5 protein-coding genes are annotated in these 23103 nt (G+C 64.4%); all 5 read left to right on the plus strand.

The window, feature by feature from the left end; all coding sequences use genetic code 11:
* From ABFB52_RS12815 to ABFB52_RS12835, 5 genes are read left to right on the plus strand one after another with little or no spacing between them, the layout of a single operon-like run.
* Positions 1 to 9009: a non-ribosomal peptide synthetase gene (locus ABFB52_RS12815; protein ID WP_129973861.1), complete on the plus strand. Its 9009-nt coding sequence runs from the start codon at positions 1 to 3 to the stop codon at positions 9007 to 9009.
* Entirely contained in the window at positions 9006 to 13118 is a 4113-nt protein-coding gene (locus ABFB52_RS12820; RefSeq protein WP_129973862.1) for a non-ribosomal peptide synthetase, read from the plus strand. The genes ABFB52_RS12815 and ABFB52_RS12820 overlap by 4 nt, the downstream gene beginning before the upstream one ends.
* Positions 13115 to 22210 (plus strand): amino acid adenylation domain-containing protein, encoded by a 9096-nt coding sequence (locus tag ABFB52_RS12825; RefSeq protein WP_346836133.1) that lies wholly within the window; start codon positions 13115 to 13117, stop codon positions 22208 to 22210. The genes ABFB52_RS12820 and ABFB52_RS12825 overlap by 4 nt, the downstream gene beginning before the upstream one ends.
* Complete coding sequence (locus ABFB52_RS12830; RefSeq protein ID WP_240864907.1) at positions 22207 to 22896, plus strand: hypothetical protein; 690 nt, start codon at positions 22207 to 22209, stop codon at positions 22894 to 22896. The genes ABFB52_RS12825 and ABFB52_RS12830 overlap by 4 nt, the downstream gene beginning before the upstream one ends.
* Positions 22889 to 23095: an MbtH family NRPS accessory protein gene (locus ABFB52_RS12835; RefSeq protein WP_011333696.1), complete on the plus strand. Its 207-nt coding sequence runs from the start codon at positions 22889 to 22891 to the stop codon at positions 23093 to 23095. Before ABFB52_RS12830 ends, ABFB52_RS12835 begins: the two co-directional genes overlap by 8 nt.
* Positions 23096 to 23103 lie beyond the last annotated feature (8 nt).

Raw genomic sequence — 23103 nt, forward strand, 5'->3', positions numbered from 1 at the left:
ATGCTCGATAACACTTCCTTGCGTGGGACGAATCCCGCGCAGCCCGACGTTTGCTCCTTGAAACCGTTCGATGCTGACCTGTGCGTGCACGGTCTGTTTGAAACGCAGGTGCTGCGCAACCCCGAGGCGATCGCCGCGCGCTGGCAGCAGGAGGCGCTCAGTTATCGTGAACTGAACACCCGCGCCAACCGGCTGGCCCATCACCTGCGCAACCTCGGGGTCGAGCCGGACGTGCGGGTCGGGCTGTGTCTGGAGCGTTCGCTGGAGATGTTGGTCGGCGTACTTGCGGTACTCAAGGCCGGCGGCGCCTATGTGCCGCTGGACCCGGCCTATCCGCAGGCGCGGCTGGCGCACATGCTGGCCGACAGCGCACCGCCGGTGGTGCTGACCCACGGCCAGGCGCGCGATGTTTTGCGGGCGGTGCTCGAACAGTCGGCGACTGCACCGACGGTGCTGGATCTGGCCGACGCCAGTGATTGGGCTTCGCTCCCGGCAGACAACCTCGATCCTCACTCAATCGGCCTGACACCCCGGCACCTGGCTTACGTGATCTACACCTCCGGCTCCACCGGCACCCCGAAAGGCGTGATGGTCGAGCATCGCGGACTGGTCGCCGTGAGCGCCGATTGGGAGCAGCTCTATGGATTGGGCGAGCCGATCAACCACCTGCAAATGGCCGGTTTTTCCTTCGACGTGTTCAGCGCCGACCTGATCCGTGCACTGGGTTTTGGCGGCACGCTGGTGCTCTGCCCACGGGACACTCTGATGGACCCGCCGGCCCTGTATCGCCTGATGCGTGACGCGCGTATCGGCTTTGCCGACTTCGTCCCGGCGCTGCTCAATCCGCTGTTGGCGTGGGTCGAAGAGAGCGGCCATGACCTGTCGTTCCTGCGCACCGTGGTCTGCGGCTCGGACATCTGGACCGCCCACAGCGCGCGGCAATTGCGCAGGCTGTGCGGTGATCGCGTGCAGATCGTCCAGGCTTATGGCGTGACCGAAGCGAGCATCGACAGCACCTGTTTCGAGTTCACCGACAGCAGCCAGATCGACGCGGTGCTGCCCATTGGCCGGGCACTGCCCAATACCCGGATTTACCTGCTCGACGTTGACGGCGCACCAGTTGCCGAGGGTGTCGCGGGTGAGTTGTACATCGGTGGCGTTGGTGTGGCGCGCGGTTATCTGAACCTTCCGCAACTGACCGCCGAACGTTTCCTCGACAGCCCGTTCGTGGCGGGCGAACGCCTTTACCGCACCGGTGACCTGGCGCGTTACCGGGCCGACGGCCAACTGGAATTTCTCGGCCGCAACGATTCCCAGGCCAAGTTGCGCGGCCTGCGTCTGGAACTGGGGGAAATCGAAACCCGGCTGGCGGACATCCCGGGCGTGCGGGAAAGCGTGGTGCTGCTGCGCCAGGACAGTCCCGGTGAACCGCGATTGGTCGCCTACTACTGCGAAAAACCAGACTCAACGCTGAGCCCGCGCTTACTGCGCGAACAACTGCAAATCAGCCTGCCGGACTACATGGTGCCGACCGCTTTCGTGCGTCTCGATGCACTGCCGCTGACCGCCAACGGCAAGGTTGACCGGCCAAATCTGCCGGCACCGGACGTCGAGGCGTTCGATCAGCAGGAATACCAGGCACCCGAAGGCTCGCTGGAAACCGCGCTCGCCGCGATTTGGGCCGACGTGCTCGGCATCGAGCGGGTGGGGCGCCAGGATCAGTTCTTCGCCCTCGGCGGTCACTCGCTGCTGGTGATGCGCGTGCTGGCGCAGGTTCGTCATGCGCTGGAGCTGGAAGTCGCGCCTTCGACCCTGTTTGCCGCGCCGGTTCTGGCGGAGTTCGCCGAACGGCTGCAAGCCAGTCAGGCTACGGCTCGCCCGGCCATCACGGCCCTTGAACGCACGGGCGCGCAAACGTTGTCGTCTGCTCAGCAGCGCCTGTGGTTTCTGGCGCAAATGGAGGGTGGCAACGCGGCGTACCACATGCCGCTTAACCTGCGTTTGCGCGGTTCGCTGGACGTGCCGGCACTCGAACGCAGCTTCAATCAGCTGGTGGCGCGCCATGCTGCGCTGCGCACCACGTTCATTGCCGTTGAAGGGGAAGGGCGACAACGGGTTTCGCCGCCGGCGCACAGCATCCGGCTGACGGTGACTGACGTGCAGGGGCACGATGCGCAAGAGCGTCTGACCCGCTTGATCGACGAGGAGGGCGCCAGACCGTTCGACCTGAGCCGCGGCCCGTTGATGCGGGTCAGCCTGCTGCGACTGGCGGCGGATGACCATCTGTTGCTGCTGACCCAGCATCACATCATCTCTGACGGCTGGTCGATGGGCGTGCTCACCCGCGAGCTGGGGCAGCTGTACGCAGCGGCGTTGCTGGATCGCGACGATCCGCTGACGCCCTTGCCGGTGCAGTACGTGGATTACGCCGTGTGGCAAAAGCAATGGCTGTCCGGCGACGTGCTGGAGCAGCAGAGCCGTTACTGGCGCGAAACCCTCAGCGGCGCGCCGGTGCTGCTGGAGTTGCCGACCGATCACAAGCGCCCGCCCGTGCAGGATTACCTCGGCGGCTTTGTTCCGTTGGTCTTCGACGCCGCTTTGACCGCACGCCTGAAAGCCCTGGGCATGCAGCAAGGCACCACGCTGTTCATGACTCTGCTGGCCGGTTTTTCACTGCTGCTGTCGCGCCTGTCGGGGCAAAGCGATGTGGTGATCGGCGTGCCATCGGCCAACCGCCCGCAGCAGGAACTGGAAGGGCTGATCGGTTTCTTCGTCAACACCCTCGCGCTGCGCATGACTCAGTCCGGGACGCCGTCGGTGGCGCAATGGCTGCAACAGGCGCGGCGAGTGGCGCTGGAGGCTCAGGAACATCAGGATCTGCCGTTCGAGCAAGTGGTGGAATTGCTCAATCCGCCGCGCAGTCTGGCCCACAGTCCGCTGTTTCAGGTGTTGTTTGCCTGGGAACAGGATCAGGATTCCGACCTGCTGCTGACCGGGCTGGACGTTACGACGGTCGAGAGCAGTCATCACGTGGCCAAGTTCGATCTGCAACTGGCGCTCAGTGAGCGTGACGGGCAGATCGTCGGCGGTCTGGAATATGCCTCGGGCTTGTTCGAGCGCGACACCGTCGAGCAGTTCGGCGAGTACCTGCGCCGGGTGCTGACGCAGATGGTCGAGGACAGCCAACAGTCGCTGGCAAGGATCCAGCTGCTGAACGCCGAGCAACTCCAGCAGATCGTTCATGACTGGAACCGTACCGCGCGAGATACCACGTCACTGCCCGGTTGCGTGGCGCGCTTCGAAACCGTCGCCCGGCAAACGCCCGACGCCGTAGCGCTGCTCGCTGACCGTGAGCAACTGAGCTACGGCGAACTGAATCGCGCCGCCAACCGCGTTGCGCATTACCTGATTGAGCAAGGCGTAGGCCCTGATCATCGCATTGGTTTGTGCCTGGAGCGCTCGCCGCAAATGGTCATCGGCCTGCTGGCGATCCTCAAGGCCGGCGCGGCGTACGTACCGTTCGACCCGGCTTATCCGAGCGAGCGGCTGGCGTTCATGTTCAGCGATGCCGCGCCGACCTTGCTGCTGACGCAATCGAGCCTGGTGTCCGGGCTGCCGGCCAACGAGGCGAAGATCTGCTGCCTGGACACCGACGCAGCGCAATGGGCGCAACACCCGACGGATGATCCGCACGTCAATGTGAGCCCGGAAAACCTCGGCTACGTGCTCTACACCTCCGGCTCCACCGGACGCCCGAAAGGCGTGGCCCACAACCGTCGTGCGCTGGACAACCTGATCGCCTGGCAGCTTGATCAAGCCACGGCACCGCAACGCGTGCTGCAATTCGCCTCGCTGAACTTCGACGTCTCGTTCCAGGAAATCTGCAGCACGCTGTGCCAGGGCGGCAGCCTGTTGCTGATGACCGAAGACAGCCGCAAGGACCTCGCCGCGCTGCGCCCGACTCTGGTGGCCGAAGGCGTGCAGCGGGCGTTCCTGCCGTTCGCCGTGTTGCAGCAACTCGCCGGCCTGACCGAGGCCGGTGCGCCGATGCCGGCCGGCGGCTGCGAAATCATCACCGCCGGTGAAGCCCTGCAAATCAATGACGAGCTGCGCGGTTTTGTTCGCGGACTCGGTGGCGCGCAACTGCACAACCAGTACGGGCCGACCGAAACCCACGTGGTCAGCCAGTTCAGCCTCGACTGCAATGAGGCCGAATCCTGGCCGGACGCGCCGCCCATTGGCCGTCCCATCGCCAACGCGCGGCTGTACGTGCTGGACGAGCATTTGAATCCGGTCCCGGTCGGCGTGGCGGGCGAGTTGTACATCGCCGGCGCCTGCCTGGCCCGAGGGTATCTGAACCGTCCGGACCTGACCGCTGAACGCTTCCTGCCGGACCCGTTCAGTGGCGAGCCGGGCGCGCGGATGTACCGCAGCGGCGACCTCGCGACATTCCTGGCCGACGGCAACGTGCAATACCTGGGACGCATCGACCAACAGGTGAAACTGCGCGGCTTCCGCATCGAACTCGGTGAGATCGACAGCCTGCTGCATCAACAACCCGGTGTGCAGGAAGCCGCCGTGTTGCTGCGTGAAGACGTGGCCGGGGACAAGCGTCTGGTGGCCTACGTGGTCGGCTCCGCGACCAGCGAATTCTTGCGCGCCGAACTGCAACGCCAGTTGCCCGAACACATGATCCCGAGTGCCTGGGTTCGCCTGTCGCAATTGCCGCTGACCCGCAACGGCAAGATCGACCGCCAGGCGCTGCCGGCACCGGAACGCAGCGCCGGCGCGACTTACGAAGCGCCGCGCAACGACATTGAACGGCAAATGGCCGAGATCTGGGCCGAAGTGCTCAAGTGCGAGCGGGTCGGCATCCACGACAACTTCTTCGACCTCGGCGGCCACTCGCTGCTGGCGACGCGGATGATCTACGCGATCAACCAGCGCATGGGCGCGCAACTGTCCCTGAGCAGCCTGTTCCAGACCCCGGTGTTGCTGGATCTGGCGGCGCAGGTGTCGCGTGAAGAGCAAAGCGTTGAACCGGCGTTCATTCAGATCGAACCGGATCGCGACAATCGACATGAACCGTTCCCTCTGACCGATATCCAGCAAGCCTACTGGTTCGGTCGCGAGGCCACGGTCAGCCTCGGTGGCGTCAGTGCCCACGGTTACGAAGAACTGCGCATTCCCGAGTTCGACGCCGAGCGTTTCGAACAAGCCTTGAACCGCATGATCCTGCGCCACGACATGCTGCGCGTGGTGTTCCTCAGCGACGGCACGCAACAGGTGCTGGCGCAGGTGCCGACCTATCGCATGCCGCGCAGCGATCTGCGCGGTTTGCCCGCCGATGTGGCGCAGCGCACGCTGGAAGCGACCCGCGAACGCCAGTCCCATCAGGTGCTGGACGCCAGTCGCTGGCCGCTGTTCGAGTTCAGCCTGTCGCTACTCGATGACGGCATCACCCATTTGCACATCAGCCTCGACGCGCTGATCGTCGACGCCGCGAGCACGCAGATTCTCGCCCGCGAACTGATGGCGTTCTACGTCGATCCGAACCTGGAACTGGCGGAACCGGGCCTGACTTTCCGCGACTATGTGCTGGCTGAACAGCAACTGCGTAATGGCCGCCGCTACGAGCAAGCGCTGGGCTATTGGCGTGAACGGGTGACCACACTGGCCCCTGCGCCGGACCTGCCGCTGGTACGCCAGCCCGAAAGCATCGCCAACCCGCACTTCACCCGCCGCGACCGCGACATGTCGGCGGCGCAGTGGACGCAGCTCAAAGCCGTGGCCAAACAGTTTGCGGTGACGCCGTCGGTGATGCTGCTTACCGCGTTCAGCGAAGTGCTGGCGCTGTGGAGCCGCACGCCGCGTTTCACCCTGAGCCTGCCGCTGTTCAACCGTATGCCGCTGCACACCGATGTCGACGAAATCATCGGCGATTTCACTTCGCTGGTGCTGCTGGAAGTCGGCATTGACGGAACACAAACCTTTACCGACAAGGCCCGCGCCGTGCAGGCGCAACTGTGGCGCGACATCGACCATTCGGTGGTCAGCGGCGTGCGGGTGCTGCGTGAATTGTCCCAGGCCCGGGGCGTGCAGCAGACGGCGATGCCGATCGTGTTCAATAGCACACTGTCGGAAGCGGCGCCGGAGTTGGCCGAGTTCAACCTCGCCGACGCGTTGAACGCCAGGCACATGCACAGCATCACCCAGACCCCGCAAGTGTGGCTCGACCACACGTTGCTGGAGCTGGAAGGACGCCTGTTGTTCAACTGGGACAGCATCGACGAACTGTTCCCGCAAGGCATGATCGAGCAGATGTTCGTCGCCTATAACACCCTGCTCGACAGCCTCTGCGAGCCGGCGGCCTGGAGCGCAAACACGCCACAACTGCTGCCGCAGGCACGCTTGCCGGCACCGGTCGACCATCAGCAAACGCTGCCATTGATGCACGAACTGTTCGAACGTCAGGCCCTTGCCACACCGGACGCACTGGCGGTGATCGGCACGCGACAGCTGACGTACGCCCAGCTTCGCTTTGAGGCCCGACAACTCGGCGCCCGATTGCAAACACAGGGCGTGCTGCCGAACCGCTTGGTGGCGGTAGTGATGGAGCGCGGCTGGGAACAAGTGGTCGCAACGCTGGCGATTCTGTATGCCGGCGGCGCTTACCTGCCGATCGAGCCGACGCAACCGGCGGAACGGCTGCGGCATATTCTGGAGCGGGCCGAGGCGAGTCTGGCCCTGACCCAACCGGCGCTGCTCGACAGGATCGAATGGCCGGCGCAGGTCACGGCCATCGCGGTCACCGATGAAGTCTCGAACGATGAACTGCCACTGCAACCGGTGCAGGTGGACGAAAGCGACCTCGCTTACGTGATCTACACCTCCGGCTCCACCGGTCAGCCGAAAGGCGTGGTGATCGACCATCGCGGCGCGGTCAACACCTTGCTCGACATCAACCGGCGCTTTGCCGTCGGCCCGAACGACCGTGTATTGGCGATCTCGTCGCTGAGCTTCGACCTGTCGGTCTATGACTTCTTCGGCACGTTGGCCGTGGGCGCGGCGGTGGTCATCCTCGACCCGCAACTGACCCTCGATCCGGCGCACTGGCTCGAATTGATCAAGCGTCATCACGTCAGCCTGTGGAACTCGGTGCCGGCGCTGCTCGGCATGCTGGTCGAATACGTGGAGGGTGAGGGCGGCGCGTTGCCTGCCAGCCTGCGGGTGGCGATGCTGTCCGGCGACTGGATTCCCCTGACCTTGCCTGAGCGGGCCTGGGCTTTGCAGCCGCAGTTGCAGTTGATCAGCCTGGGCGGTGCCACCGAAGCGTCGATCTGGTCGATCTGTTACGCGGTACAGCACGTCGACCCGGCCTGGCGCAGCATTCCCTACGGCAAGGCCCTCGATCATCAGCGCTTCTATGTGCTGGACGAAGCGCTGCAAGTGCGCCCGACCTGGGTCGCGGGGCAGCTGTACATCGGCGGCATCGGTCTGGCGAAAGGTTACTGGCGCGATGAAAAACTCAGCGCGGGCAGTTTCTTCGATCACCCAGTGACCGGCGAACGGCTTTATCGCACCGGTGACCTGGGCCGATTGCTGCCGGACGGCAACATCGAATTCCTCGGTCGCGAAGACAATCAGGTCAAGGTCCAGGGTTATCGCATCGAGCTGGGTGAGATCGAAGCCGCGCTCAATCGCCATCCCGGCGTGCAGAGCGCGGTGGTGCGGATTCTTGGCAGCACGCTGGGCGAGAAGCGTCTGGCGGGCTACGTGCTCAAGGCCGATCCGGCGTTGCAGGCCAGCGATTTCAGCGCCTACCTGAGCGACAAACTGCCGGCCTACATGATTCCGGCCACGTTCACTTTCGTCGAGGCCTGGCCGTTGTCGTCCAACGGCAAGGTCGACAAGAAACGCCTGCCGGAACCAGAGCAAATCGAAGAGCAAGGGCCGGCGCTGGAAGTCGACGGCCCGCAGGAACAGCGGCTGGTGGAAATCGTGCAGGACGTGCTCAAGCGCGAATCCATCGCCGCCAACGCCAACCTGCTGAACCTCGGCGCAACATCGATCGATATCGTCCGGATCAGCAACGCGTTGTCCGGCGCGTTGCAGTTCCGCCCGCACGTGGCACAACTGCTGGCCCAGCCGACGTTGCTGCACCTGCTCGGCATGTACCGCCAGAACCGGGCGCGTCAGGATCTGCTCGGCAACGTGCAGCAGGCGCCGGAGCCCGTGCAGGACATCATCGAGGATCCACAGCAGCGGGCGCAGTTCAAAGCCGAACAGCGTGGGCGCCGCGACTTCGCTCAAGCCTTGCCGGCAGTGGCATTGGATCTGCCGCAAGACCCGGCCTTCGCCCGACGTTTGAGCGATTACCGCTCGGTGCGTCAATACGATCTGCAACCGATCGCCACTCAGGCCTTCGCGCACGTACTGGCAGCGCTGGCCCAGGGGCAACTCGACGGCGAAGTGAAATACCAGTTCCCGTCGGCGGGTGGCCTTTACCCGATTCAGGTGTACCTCTACGTCAAGCCGGATCGCGTGCTCGGCGTGCCCGGTGGCGCGTATTACTACGATCCCCGCCAGCATCGTTTGCTGGCGCTCCAGAGCGGAGCGCTCGACCCGGACACCTACGACTATTTCGTCAACCGACCGGTGTACGAGAACGCCGCGTTCTCGCTGTTCTTCATCGCCGACATGGCCGCGATTCGCCCGCTGTATGGCGAGCGCAGCCGCGACTTCTGCCACATCGAAAGCGGGGCGATGGCCCAGTTGCTGAGCATGACCGCCGTCGAGCACGGCCTGGGCCTGTGCGGCATCGGCTCGGTCGAGGAACAGCAACTGACGACGCTGTTCGATCTGGGGCCAAGCCATGAATTGATCTACTCGATGATCGGCGGGCTGCGCACAGCCGATGAACAACACCGCGCGCCGGTCGAGGCGTTTGCCATCGAGCCTGCGACCGCCAGCCTGGACGACGAAGACATGGAGGAGTTCGAAGTATGAATGCCGATCAATTGCTGGCGTTGTTCGCTCGCCATGGCGTGGTGCTCGAAGTGGACGGTGACAGGCTGCGCTGCAAGGCGCCGCGCGGGTTTCTCACCGAAGAGCTGACCCAGGCGCTCAAGCGTCACAAACAGGAACTGATCGCCTTGCTCGGCGGGCACGATGACGCGGCGATTCCCCGCCGTGCCGGCGCGCACGCGTCCTGGCCATTGTCGTTCTCGCAGCGGCAACTGTGGTTTCTCGATCAACTGGAACCCGGCAACCCGTTCTACAACGTGCCGACGGCGGTAACACTGAAAGGGCAGTTGGATGTCGCGCAGCTGGAGCGGGCGCTGAACGAATTGGTGGCCCGGCACGAAGTCCTGCGCACGACGTTTTGCAGCGTGGACGGTGAACCGCGTCAAGTTGTTCATGCATCGATGCCGCTGTCGTTGTCGGTAACGGATCTGCGCCATTTGTCTGCCGAAGACCGCGAGCAGCACGTGCGATCCGCCGTCGAGCAGGACGCCCGGGCGCCATTCGATCTGGCGAGCGGGCCGTTGCTGCGGGCGTCGTTACTGCGCGTGGCCGACGATGAATACCTGTGGCTGTACAGCGTGCATCACATCATCGCCGACGGCTGGTCGATGGGCGTGATCCTGCACGAAGTCGCCACGTCGTACGGCGATTATCTGCGTGGCGAAACCCCGACGCTTGCGCCGCTGCCGGTGCAATACGCCGACTACGCCTGCTGGCAGCAACAGCGAGTGGGCGGCGCCGTGCTGGACGCACAGCTCGATCACTGGCGGCGCACCCTGGACGACGCGCCGCTGTTGTCGACCTTGCCCGCCGACCGGCCGCGTCCGTTGGTGCAGCGCTATGTCGGGGCCACGTTCAGTTCCTCCGTCGATGGCGGCACCTTGCGTGAACTCACGGCGCTGGCCCGGCAGACCCAAGGCACGCTGTTCAACGTACTGCTCGGTGCTTTGGCTGTGTTGTTGTGGCGCCACAGCGGTCAGCAGGATCTGTGCATCGGCACGCCGTTCGCCAACCGTAATCGTCCGGAAGTCGAGCCGCTGATCGGCCATTTCGTTAACACCTTGGTGCTGCGTCAGCGCCTGAATCCGCAGCAAACCTTCGCCGAGCTGCTGCGCGAGGTGCGGGGTCAGATGCTCGACGTCCACGCCCATCAGGACGTGCCGTTCGACCGCGTGGTGGAGGCCGTCAACCCGCAGCGCGATCCCGGTCATTCGCCGTTGTTTCAGGTGATGCTCGTGTTGCAGAACACGCCAGGTAACGCGGTGCAGATGCCTGGCCTGGAACTGGCGCCGTACGGCACCAGCAGCGCCACAGCCAAGTTCGATCTGGCGTTCGAATGGGTCGAGCGGGAAGGGCGGCTGGACTTGCTGGTGGAATACAACACCGACCTCTACGACATCGCAACCATCGAACGCCTGAGCGGGCACTACCGTCACCTGCTCGAACAGATCGCCGCCGACGCCAAGCAACCGATCAATGCCTTGCCGCTGATGAATGAGGCTGAGCGTCAGCAAGTGCTTGTGGACTTCAACCGCGCCGCGCCACTGACGCAAACGGCGCCCTGCGTGCATCAACTGGTTGAAGCGCAGGCCGCGAGCAACCCTCAGGCCTGCGCGGTGGTGTTCGAGGGTGAATCCCTGAGCTACGCCGAACTCAATGCCCTGGCCAACCGACTGGCGCGGCATTTGCGCACCTTGGGCGTCGGCCCGGATGTGCGCGTGGCGGTGTGCATCGAGCGTTCGCTGGAATTGCCGGTGGCGCTGCTGGCGGTGCTCAAGGCCGGTGGCGCCTACGTGCCGTTGGATCCGGATTATCCGCTGGGACGCCTGAGCCATATGCTCGGCGACAGCACGCCGGCGGTGCTGCTGACCCTCGGTTCGGCGCACGGAATTTTGCGTCAGGCCGTGCAAGGGTCGAACTGGGAAGTGCCAATCCTCGACCTTGAACAAGATGCCGCGAGCTGGGCGTCGTTGCCTGCCGACAATCTCGACCCACGCAATGTCGGCGTCACCCCTGACCATCTCGCCTACGTGATCTACACCTCGGGCACCACCGGTTTGCCCAAGGGCGCGATGGTCGCCCACCGTGGCTTGAGCAATCTGCTGCTGTGGTGTTTGCAGGTCTGCGGCGAAGCGGGGGCGATGCTGCACAAGATCCCGTTCGGTTTCGATGCCTCGGCGTGGGAGACCTTCTGGCCGTTGGCAACCGGCGGTCGGCTGGTGATCGCGCGGTCCGGCGGGCATTACGAACCGGCGTATCTGGCCCGCGAGGTACGCGAGCAGGAGGTCACGGCGCTGGTGTTCGTGCCGGCGATGTTGCAGCTGTTTCTGGAGGTTGACGAGGTCAGCCAGTGTACGTCGCTGACCGATGTGTTCAGCGGCGGCGGTGAACTGCCGCCAGCCCTGGCGCGGCGCTTTCAGGAGCGTCTGCCCCATGCACGGCTGCACAACGTTTACGGCCCGACCGAAACCACGGTGATCAACAGCATCTGGACCCTGGAGCCCGGTGCCGAAGTGCCGGCCCGGCAACTGCCGATCGGCCGGCCAATCTCCAACAATCGTTTTTACGTGCTTGATGACCGCGACCAGCCGGTGCCGGTTGGCGTGACCGGGCATCTGCACATTGGCGGCGTCGGCGTGGCCCGGGGTTATCTGGGGCTGGCGCAGCTCAGTGCCGAGCGCTTTATCGACAACCCATTTGTGGCAGGTGATCGGCTCTATCGCAGCGGCGATCTGGCGCGTTATCGCCCGGACGGTCAGCTGGAATTTCTCGGGCGCAATGATTTCCAGGTCAAGTTGCGTGGCGTGCGCCTGGAACTGGGCGAAATCGAGGCCCGGCTCGAAGCGTTTGCCGGTATCCGCAGCGCCGTGGTGTTTATGGTCGGCGAAGCGGCGCAGGACCAGCGGCTGGTAGCTTGTTGCGTGGTGGCAGAGCCCGTGGACGAAGCAGCGGTGCACGCCCATCTGGCGACAACCCTGCCCAGAGCCGTAATCCCCGGCAGCTATCTGTGGCTCGACGCGCTGCCTCTGACCGCCAATGGCAAGGTTGATCGCGCCGCGCTGACGGCATTGGCGGACGAGGAATTGGTCAATCGTCAGGTCAACCTGAGCAGCCCGCGCGATCACATCGAGCTGGCGCTGTACCAGATCTGGAAAAGCCTGTTGCTGGCGCCGCAGATCGGCATTCGCGACAACTTCTTCAATGTCGGCGGCACCTCCATCGCCGCGATCAAAATGGCCCATGAAATCAGCCAGCAGTTCGCGGTCGAAGTGCCGGTGCGCGTGGTGCTCAGCTACCCGACCATCGAGGCGCTGGGTGGCTGGCTGCGGGTCGGGGCGAATCCGGCGCTGGCCCAGAGCAACCTGATCGAATTCCGTCGCGGTAGCGGCCGGCACAACGTGGTGTGCATTCACCCGGCGGGCGGCACGGCGTTCTGTTACCTGTCGCTGGCCAAGGTGCTGCCGGATGAAACCGGCGTGTACGGGGTGCAATCGCCGGGGCTGAATCCGGGGGAGAGCACCGAGCCGACGGTCGAAGCGATGGCCGAGGCTTACTTGCGCCAGATCGAGCCGCTGACGCAGCAACCGCTGATCCTCACCGGGCTGTCGTTCGGTGGTCTGGTGGCCTATGAGATGGCGCGGCGGTTGACGGCGGCGGGGCATCGTCAGGTGACGGTGGTGCTGCTCGACACCCAGGGCAGCGACGACCCGGGTTTCCGCGAGCAGATCGGCACCGTCGACATGGCCGAGTTCCGCGACAAACTGGTGCGTTTCAACGGCATGTACCCCGGCATCGAAGACGCCCAGGTCGAACGCTACTTCAACATCTACAACCACAACCGGCTGGCCATGGCCGCCTATGAGTGCACGCCGCGCGCCGGCCGCGTGGTGCTGATTCAGGCGCGGGAAGATTTCAGCCGCCATCAGTTGCATGAATTGCGTGGCTTCTGGCGTCGCCGCGCAGGCCGCGGTTATCTGGCGAAACTGGTCAGCGGCGGGCACTGGGACATGCTCGAAAGCGCGGAAATCCACCGGGTCTCGCAAATCATCCGTCGGGAGCTGCAACGCTTCGACGCGCAGGAGGCGAAATGATGAGTGCGTCCAAAGACTTGCCATTGCTTGCGCGTTTTGCCGAGCAAGTGGCGCGTAATCCGCAAGCCCCGGCGGTGATCGATCAGTCGGTTACGCTGACTTACGCCGAACTGGCCAGCGCCAGCGAACGCATTGCCCGAGGGTTGCTGGCGCGCGGTGTCGAACCCGGCCAGTCGCTGGCGTTGTGCATGCCGCGTTCATGGCAATGGCTGGCGGCGATCCTTGGCGCGCTGAAAGTCGGTGCGGTGGTGGTGCCGCTGGATCGGGCCAGCCCGCGCAAACGTCGAGAGTTGATGTTGGCGGATGCGGCGTGTGTCGGCCTGATTACTCTGGACGAGGAACCGCTGTGGTCGCCTTCACTGTGGCAAACCAACGTCGAGGCCTTGCTCGATCAGCCGGACGCTCCAGCGCAAACGCTGGCCGAAGATTTCGCCGAGGTGATGTTCCTGTTCTACACCTCGGGCACCACCGGCACGCCAAAAGCCGTCGAGGTGGGCGAGCGCGGCTTGCTGCGGCTGGCGCACAGCGACGGCTATATCGAGATTCGCCCGACGGACCGGTTTGCCTGCCTGTCCAACCCGGCGTTCGATGCGTGCAGTTTCGAACTGTGGGCGCCGCTGCTCAACGGCGGTTGCTGCGTGATGATCGCCGACGATGACGTGCTGGATGCGCGTCGACTGGCCGAGGTGCTGGAGCGGACGCAGGTCGACAACCTGTTCATGACGGTGTCGCTGTTCAACACGTTGATTGCCGAGTGGCCGTCGTGTTTTTCCAGCGTGCGTCAGGTGCTGATTGGCGGTGAGCAGATCAGTGCCGCCGCTGTTCGTGGTTGGTATCGGGACAATCCTGAGAGCCGCTGCCGGATTTTTAACGTCTATGGCCCCACCGAGTGCACCACGTTTGCCTTGTGCTGGCCGATCAGCCGCGACTTTGCCGGCGACTCGGCGCCCATTGGCCGACCGTTGCCGGACACTGGCGTGTTGGTGCTGGATGAACAGCAACGGCCAGTGCCGCCGGGCGAGGTGGGCGAGCTGTATTTGAGTGGCAGCGGCGTCGCCCGTGGCTATCGCAACCGGCCCGAAGAAACCGCCCGCCAGTTCGTGCGTTTGCCCCACCTCGATAGTGGCGCGCAGGTGCATTACCGCACCGGCGATCTGGTCCGGCGCAACGCCGAAGGCTTGATCGAGTACCTGGGGCGGGTCGACCGGCAAGTGAAGATTCGCGGCTTCCGGATCGAGCCGGGTGAGGTGGAGCAACGGATGCTGGAGTATCCGGGTGTGGCGCAGGTGTACGTCTGCACCCGGCGGCAGGCGGCTGAAGATCATCAGTTGCTGGCGTTCATCGTGCCTCGCGGGGATCTGGACTATCACGCCTTCGAAAACCATCTGCGGGCACAACTGGCGCCGTATATGCGGCCGCATCAGTTGTTCCTGCTGGAGCGCCTGCCGCTGACGGCCAATGGCAAAATCGACCGTGATGGCTTGCTGGCCCAAGGGCTGAGTCCGTGGCACCCAGTCCTGGCAGCTACGGATAACGAAAGCGTTTCACCGGCGCTGGACTGGTTACTGAGCCAGGCCCGTTCGCTGCTCGGTCAACCGGCCGTGAATGCGCAGGATGACTGGTTGGCCAGCGGCGGCGATTCGCTCAAGGCCATGCGCCTGCGTTCGGCGATCCGTGTCCGCTGGCAGCGCGAGATCGCGATCGACACGTTGCTCAACGAGTCGTTCTTGTCGTTGGCCGCACAACTGACCGGTGAAACGAACCGCGAGTCGATCTACCCACCTGCGCCTCCGATCAGCAGCGCCAAACGTCTGCCGGCCACCGCAGAGCAGCGCCGTTTGTGGCTGTTGCAACAACGCTCGCCGACCTCGACCGCCTACAGCGTGCCGCTGATTCTGCATCTGGCGGCAGGTGTCGAAGTTGCGGCACTGGCCGAGGCTTTGGGGCGTCTGGTGCAGCGTCATCCGGGATTGCGCACTGCATTCGCGGCGGGTGCCGACGGACTCGATCAAGTAATCGCCGAGCAGGGCCCGACCTGTCGCACCTTCGCGGTCGGGCATTTCACCGAGGACAACTGGCAGGCCTTCGCCGAGCTGGTCTTCACCGCGCCGTTCGACCTGACCACCCCGAACCTGTTTCAGGCCTGGCTGTTGCCGTTCGCCGATGGCAGCTGCCGGTTGTTGCTGAACCTGCATCACATCATCGTCGATGGCTGGTCGGTGAACCTGCTGTTCGAGAACCTGACGCAGCTTTACACCGATGTCCTGCAAGGCGAAGACAGCCCGCCGCCAGACGCCCGATTGACGACGCTGGAGTTTGGCCAGTGGCAGCGCCAGTGGAGCGTCGATCCGCATTATCGCGACCAGCGCCGCGCCCTCGCCGAATTGCACCGCCGTCAGGAGGAACCATCGCCTGCATTGATGCCAATGCGCGAAATCAGCCCGGACGCCCGGTTGCACCGCGAACCCTTGGGCACTCTCCGTAGCGCTGCCCTTGAACGCTATTGCACCCAACAACGGCTGACCCGTTTCGAAGTGCTGTTCAGTGTCTTCGCCTGGAGCCTGTACGCCCTGACCGGGTGCGAGCGGCCACGGATCGCCAGCCCGGTGTCCAACCGGCCGCTGGCGGAGTTCGAAGACACCGTCGGCATGTTTGCCAACACCGTGCTGATCCCCACCGCCGTTGAAAACCCATTGCCCCTGAGTGAGCAGTTGCGCAAGCAGACCGCCACTGTGCGCGAAGTGCTGGCGTTGCAGGACGTGGCGCTGGCGGATCTGGTGGAAGACCTGCGGCTGTCGTCGAGCCCCTTGCTGTTCGATTTCATGTTCGTGCTGGAAAACACCGATTACGCCGCGTTGGCCGACTCGAACCTGCGCGCCACGCTGGCATTCAACCAGCAATTGCACGCCAAGTGCCCGCTGACGTTGTTGATGGTGGGCAGCGGTTCGCAACTGGAATGCTGGTGGGAATATCAGTGCAGCTATTTCGATGCCGAACAGATGCGGGCGGTGAACGCATTGTTCCGCCGTGGTCTGGATTTGTTGCTGGAAACACCGGCGGCCAATCTCAACGATTTGCTCAGTCCGTATCGACGCAACCTGCCACCGGCCAGCGAGGGCCCGCAGATTGCGCTGCCGTTCAACACATTGGCGGACGGATTCGAGCATCAAGTGCATTGCACGCCGGAGGCGATTGCGCTGGTTCAGGGGCAGCACCGTCTCACCTACAGCGAGCTGAATGCGCTGGCTGATGCTCTGGCGGCCACCCTGATCGGGCGCCATCCGTTGCCGGCCGGGAACGCGCCGTTGCATGTCGTGCTGTTTCTCGATGCCTCGGTGGAGCACATCGTCGCCTTGCTGGCGCTGGCCAAACTCAACCTGACCGCCGTGCCGCTGGATCCTGCTTATCCGGTGGCGATCCAGCGTCAGGTGCTGGAGCAGGCGCAACCGCACTGTGTGCTGTTCAGCGACACGACGGCGGCCGCACTCGACGACCTGAACGCCGGGCGATTCGCCACGCATCGGATCGATCTTCACGCCGATGCCGAAGCGTTCGAGCGTCCGCGCCACGCCGGCGAGCGGCCGCTGTACACGCTGTTCACCTCCGGATCCACCGGCACGCCCAAAGGTGTGCAAGTGTCCGAGCGCACCCTGTGCAACCTGCTGCAATGGCAGCGCACCGAAGGGCAGTTGCCGGCGAAAGCGGTGACCCTGCAGTTCTCGATGCTGTCGTTCGATGTGTCGTTCCAGGAGATTTTCAGCACCCTGTGCGGCGGCGGTTGTTATCACCTGATCACTCCGCGCTGGCGTCAGGATGCCGAGGCGTTGCTGGATTACATGGTCGAGGCGCGGATCGAGCGCCTGTTCCTGCCATACGTGGCCTTGCAGCATCTGGCGCAAACCGCCTTGAACCGGGGCATTTACCCGTCGGCGTTGCGTGAAGTGATCACGGCCGGCGAGCAACTGCTCTGCACCGACGCGCTGCGCAACTGGTTCGGCGGCATGCCGCACGCCTCGCTGTTCAACCACTACGGCCCGACCGAAACCCACGTGGTCAGCGCCTTGCGCCTGCCGTCCGTGGCGCGGGACTGGCCATTGCGCGCGCCGATCGGCCATGCCGTCGGCAATGCCCGGTTGCTGCTGGTGGATGAGCACGACCGCCCGGTGCCGATCGGCAGTCGTGGTTATCTGTTGGTAGCCGGGCCGATGGTTGCCCGCTGCTATCTGGCAGATTCTGCGCTGAACGCCGCGCGGTTTGTCGAGCTGGCAGACGGCTGTTTGTACTATCGCACCGGCGATCTGGCGTGGGCCGATGCCCAGGGCTGCCTGCTTTACCTGGGACGTGACGATCAACAGATCAAACTCAGCGGCCATCGTCTGGAACTGGGGCAGATCGAGGCGGCGCTGATGCAGGTGCCGGAAGTGGTCAACGCGGTGGTGGCGGTGCAGGCCGATCCACCACGGCTGATCGCCTGGTTGCAACTCGATGGCCAACCTGCGACCTCGCAACAATTGGATCGTCAGGTCGCGCAGCGGCTGCCGGCCCATGTGCGAATCGATGAATACCGACGGATCGACCGCTGGCCACGCACCCCCAGCGGCAAGATCGATCGCAAGGCCTTGCCGAATGTGGGCGAGGCGTTGGAACGGCGCAGCACGCCAGCACCGGTTGTTCAATTGACCGCACTGGAACGGCAACTGAGCGAGTTGTTCCAGGCCGTGATCGGCCGGGACATCGAGCCGGAGCAGACCTTCTTCGAGGCCGGCGCCACCAGCCTCGGCCTGATGCGATTGCATGGCCGTTACGCCGAAGAGCTGTCGCACAAGGTGACGATGGCCGATCTGTTCGAGCACGTCACGGTGCGGCGGCTGGCAGCGCATCTGTCGACCGCGCCGGTGGACGTGGCGGAGCGTGTACGGCAGACCGATGAGGGTCATCAGCCGATGGCGATCATCGGCATGTCGGTCAATGTGGCCGGGGCGCAGAACCTTTCCGAGTTCTGGGCCATGGTGCAAGGCAATGGGTTGGGCATCGAGCACTTTGTCGCCGAAGAGGGCCTGGTCGGCGCCCGCAGTCAACTGGCCGGCATGCTCGATTTCGATCCCGAGTACTTCGGGATCAGCCGCCAGGAAGCGCGGCTGATGGACCCGCAACAGCGGCATTTGCTGATGGCGTGCGTGCAGGCCCTGCAACACGCGGCCATCGTCCCTTCGACCGGCGGCCCGCGCATCGGCCTGATCGCCAGTTGCGGCGAAACCACCTACTTTCAGCAGATGCTACGCGAAACCGCCGAAGACGATCTGCCGGATGGTTTTCAACTGGCGCTGCATCACGACAAGGATTTTCTGGCGACCAAAGCCGCGTATCACCTGGACCTCAACGGCCCGGCCCTCAGCGTGCAGGCCGCTTGCGGCAGTTCGCTGATCGCCGTGCACCTGGCCAGTTCGATGCTGCGTCAGGGCGACAGTGACGTGATGCTCGCGGCCGGAGTGCTGATCGACCCGACCCTGACCGAGGGCTACCGGCATCGCTCGCAGCACATCTTTTCCGCCGACGGTCTGTGCCGTCCGTTCAGCGACGATGCCAGCGGCACCCTCGGCGCCAGTGGTTACGGCGTGGTGGTGCTCAAACCGTTGGCCAAGGCGCGGGCCGATGGTGACCGGATCTATGCGTTGGTCGAGGGCTCGGCGTTGAACAACGATGGCCGGGCCAAGATGAGTTACACCGCACCGTCGGTGGCCGGGCAGAGCGCGGTCATCCGCGATGCCCTGAGTCGGGCCGGGTTGACCGGTGCCGACATCGGCTACATCGAGGCCCATGGCACCGGCACCTTGCTCGGCGATCCGATCGAGGTTGCGGCGTTGACCAAGGCTTTCGGCGATGCGCCGGTCGGTCATTGCGCGCTGGCTTCGGTGAAAAGCCAGATCGGTCATTTGGGCGCGGCGGCGGGGGTGGTCGGGCTGATTCGCGCCAGCCTTGCGGTGTTCCATGGCGTGCTGCCGCCGAACCTCGGTTTTGGCCGGATCAACCCGCAGATCGATCTGGAACATTCACCGTTCTACGTGCCGACCACGTCCCGGCCATGGCCGCAAGGGCGTCGGCGACTGGCCGGTGTCAGCAGTTTCGGGATTGGCGGGACCAATGCGCATGTCATCGTCGGTGCTGCGCCCACGGCGCAGGAAAGTGTCGAGGAAACGTTGCCGCTGCTGATGATTTCGGCTCACAGCCGGGCGGAGTTGCTGCGCGATATCGCGGTGATTCGCGAATATCTGCATGCGAACCCGGAACAGCAGACTGCGTTGCTGCGGCACTTGCAGTCAGGTCGCCGGCAGTTGCGCTGGCGCTTCGCAATGGTTTGTGGGACGGGTGAGGCCATTCCATTGCAGCCGACAGCGATCAAGGAAGTCACGGTCTCAAGCGCGCAGGTGATCGCCCGAGATCAATCGCCGCAGGAACTGCTGGACGCTTGGTACGAAGGCGCGAATATCCAGTGGTCGCAGCGCTCGGCACCGCCGCCCTGGGATTTGCCGCCGTCGTCGTTCGATCTTCAGCCGTATCGTTTCCAGACGCCTGTAGCTGCTGAACCTGAAGCGCCAGCCCTTGCGCGGCAACCGCTGGCGGACTGGTTCCACCAGCGGCAGTGGGTGCGCACCCGACGCCTGAGCGCGACAGCGACGGCCGGATCCCGTGAGGTGCTGATTCTGTGCAGCCATGAGGCGCCGGAATCGACCTTGCTGGCGAGCCTGAACACTGTCTATCGACGCGTGATTCAAGTGCGCGCGGGCAATGGCTTCAAGCGCCTGAGCTCGGACCGTTTCGAGCTTGATCCGCTGGACACCGAAGCCCTGCACCGTTTGCTCACCGAGGTTGCAGAGCCTGAACTCGGCGAACTCGACTGGCTGCATGCCTTGCCGCTGGCGGTGTCGGGCGCGGTCAACGAGCAATCGCTGGATCTGGCGCAGTGGGCTTGCCTGGACACGGTCAGTGCGCTGATGCAGGCCTGGGGGCAAACCCCGCGCACGACACGTCTGCGCTTGTGGTTGATGTCATGGCAGGCGTGTCCGGTGGACGGCGAGGTTCAGCGTCCCGAATTGGCAGCGCTGGCCGGCATCACCGAAGTGGTGCCGCAGGAATACCCGGTGCGTTGCCACTGGCTGGACTGGCCGTCGCCACGTCTCGAAGCGCAGGCCGGCGAGTTGGCAGCGTTGCTTGCCGATCCGGTTTCGTTGCCTCGGCGAATGGCGGTGCGCGACGGTTACCTCTGGCAGCCACGCTTGATGCCTCAGCCATTGACCGGCCCGGCAACGACGTCACTTTTACCGGAAGATGGAACATTCCTCGTGCTGGGCGGCAGCGGCGGCATCGGTCGGACCTTGTGCGAACACCTGCTACGGGCACCCGCGCGCCGTGTGGTGCTGATCTCGCGCCAAGGGCAATTGCCTGAGTCGCTGGCGGCGTACGCTTCGCGGATCGACTGCATCAAAGCGGACATCGCCGACCTGCCACGCTGGCCGCAGATCCTCGATCAACTGGCCGTTCGCTACGGTCGCCTGAGCGGGGTGATTCATGCGGCAGGCGTCGGTGCGGGTAGCCTGATTCGCCACCGTGATGCCCGGGAAATGGCCGAGGCCATGGCCGCCAAGACTCGCGGCATGCTGGCGGTCGAGGCGTTGATCGAGCACCTGAAGCCGGGTTTTGTCCTGTACTGCTCGTCGATGTCGGCGCTGTTCGGCGGCGCTGGGCATCTGGATTACGCGGCGGCCAGCGGGGTGCTCGACGGCTTCACTCACTATCGCTCGAACCCGGCCGACGCTTGCCTGCGTCTGGGGATCAACTGGGACATCTGGCGCGACATCGGCATGGCCACCACCAGCAACGGTGGAGACGCCGCGCATCTGGAGCATCTGACGGTCGGTTTGTCGGCCGAAGAAGGCTGTCGGGTGTTCGATCTGGCGATGGCGACGCAGTTGCCGCAGCTGCTGATCTCCACCACCGGCATCGACACGGCGCGGCGGTTTTATCCGGTTCGTCACGGTGCTGTGGCCACCCCGGTCGAGGCGCCGAAGGGCGTGGATCTGTCGGTGCGCTTGCGTGAGTGCCTGTGCAAGTGGCTCGGTGTGGCCGAGCTGGAAGATGACGATTCGCTGTACGACCTGGGCGCTGATTCGCTGACGCTGCTCGACCTGATCGACGAACTGCAAGCGGCCACCGGTGAGGTGTTCCAGCTGTCGCAATTCAGCCACAAGGTCAGCCTGAGCGAGGTGCTGGGGCTGGTCTCGACCGCTACGGTTGAAGAGGCTCCCGGCGTAACACTGCAGGGCTGGCACGACGCAGTGCGGATCGATCAATGGCATGCCGGTGCCGGCCGCGACTGGCTGTACCTGATCCACCCGGTGGGCGGCGATGTTCAGGCTTATCGGGAACTGGTGTCGGCGCTGCCGGCGGAACTGGGCGTGTGCGTGATCGCCGACCCGGCGCTGCGCCTGCCGCAGTTGCCGAACATCAGCGTGGAGGAGCGTGCACGCTGGTATCTGGAGGCGATCAAAATCCACCTTCCGCACGGCTGCACTTGGCGTCTTGCAGGCTGGTCGTTTGGTGCATGGGTGGCGCAGGCGCTGTGTCATCAGGCCCGGGCTGACGGGTTCAGGCAGCCGTTGTTGTACCTGATCGACCCACCCGCGCCCGATGCCGGTGTGGAACTGGCCGGCATCGACGAGCAGACCATCGAGCAGGTGTTCCAGCGCGAATTTGCCCAGCGCTGGCCGGCGGTCGAAGGGCAGGGCATGGTCGAGGAACGTCAGGCCTATCTGCAACGGTTGACGGTGTGCTGCCGCAACAACATGACCAGCATGATCGACTTCCAGCCACCGGCGCTGGCGACCACGGCGGTGCGGCTGTTCATCGCCGGGCACGCCAATCCTTACGGGCTGGGTAACGACTGGAACCCGGACGACCTGCAACGCAACTGGCAGGCCTTGCTGCCGCAGTTGCGCAGCTGGCAAACCCTGGACACTGATCATTACGGCATCGTGGCGGGCCGCTGGGCGCGGTTGCTGGCCGAGGTGATCGGTACGGATGAGCCGGCGCCATGAATGAACCGATCTCGATGCCGCGATGGCTACTGAATTTAGTGCAAGTACTGTGCGAGACCGGACAGGCCGACGACCTGCGCAAGCGGATAGACAATGGCGAGGGTGCCGTGCCGTTGCGGCTGTTTCATTTCTGGCAGGCCGACGTGGTCATGCCGATGCTCGGCGAAGCCGTGCCGGAACATCAGCAGGCGCTGCTCGCGTTGCAAAGCCTGCATCAGCGGGCGGCGCTCGGCGTGATCGGGCGTCAGGGCGAATGGCGAGCCACGCTCAAACCGGTGTTGCTGGCGCTGTATCGCAAGGCCTACGCCTACGACGCTGCTTACGCCAAGGCCCACGCCAGTGCGCTGACCTACGGCCTCGCGCCGGCCAACAGCGCCATGATTGCCGAGCACTTCGGCGATGCCGAGGCGTTCGCCGAGTACTACGCGCAACTGAATACCGAGGCCGCCGCCACCGCGTTTGCCCACGCGCATGCCAGCGCCAACGCCGAAGTGTCGGCCCGGGCCTTCGCGGACGACGACGCAGACACCTGCGCGCAGATTTGCGCGGCATCCGTACGGGTTTACGTCGGGGCCTGCACGCAGAACGACGAACAGCGACATGCCGTATTCAACCATCTCGCCACCGGGCTCGAGCGAAGTCTGGCCACACTGCAATCCCGTTCAACAGGAGAACGACATGAATGACGCACAACTGCAATTCGATGTGGTGATCAACGCTCAGGGCCAGTATTCCCTGTGGCCGGCGGGCAAGCCGATGGCCAGCGGCTGGAGCGAGGCGGGGATGCGCGGCGAACGCCAGGTCTGTCTGGATTACATCAACGAGCACTGGATCGACATGCGCCCGCGTTCGCTGCGCGAGCAGTCATCGGTGTCGTTCCAATAAAAAAGGTG

It is taken from the genome of Pseudomonas sp. 9.2(2024) (assembly GCF_039695385.1).
Taxonomy (GTDB): Bacteria; Pseudomonadota; Gammaproteobacteria; order Pseudomonadales; family Pseudomonadaceae; genus Aquipseudomonas; species Aquipseudomonas paraglycinae.

Bases quoted from the DNA above. Each gene is read 5' to 3' on its own strand.
- ABFB52_RS12815 (WP_129973861.1), top strand. From the start codon at position 1: ATGCTCGATAACACTTCCTTGCGTGGGACGAATCCCGCGCAGCCCGAC.
- ABFB52_RS12820 (WP_129973862.1), top strand. From the start codon at position 9,006: ATGAATGCCGATCAATTGCTGGCGTTGTTCGCTCGCCATGGCGTGGTG.
- ABFB52_RS12825 (WP_346836133.1), top strand. From the start codon at position 13,115: ATGATGAGTGCGTCCAAAGACTTGCCATTGCTTGCGCGTTTTGCCGAG.
- ABFB52_RS12830 (WP_240864907.1), top strand. From the start codon at position 22,207: ATGAATGAACCGATCTCGATGCCGCGATGGCTACTGAATTTAGTGCAA.
- ABFB52_RS12835 (WP_011333696.1), top strand. From the start codon at position 22,889: ATGAATGACGCACAACTGCAATTCGATGTGGTGATCAACGCTCAGGGC.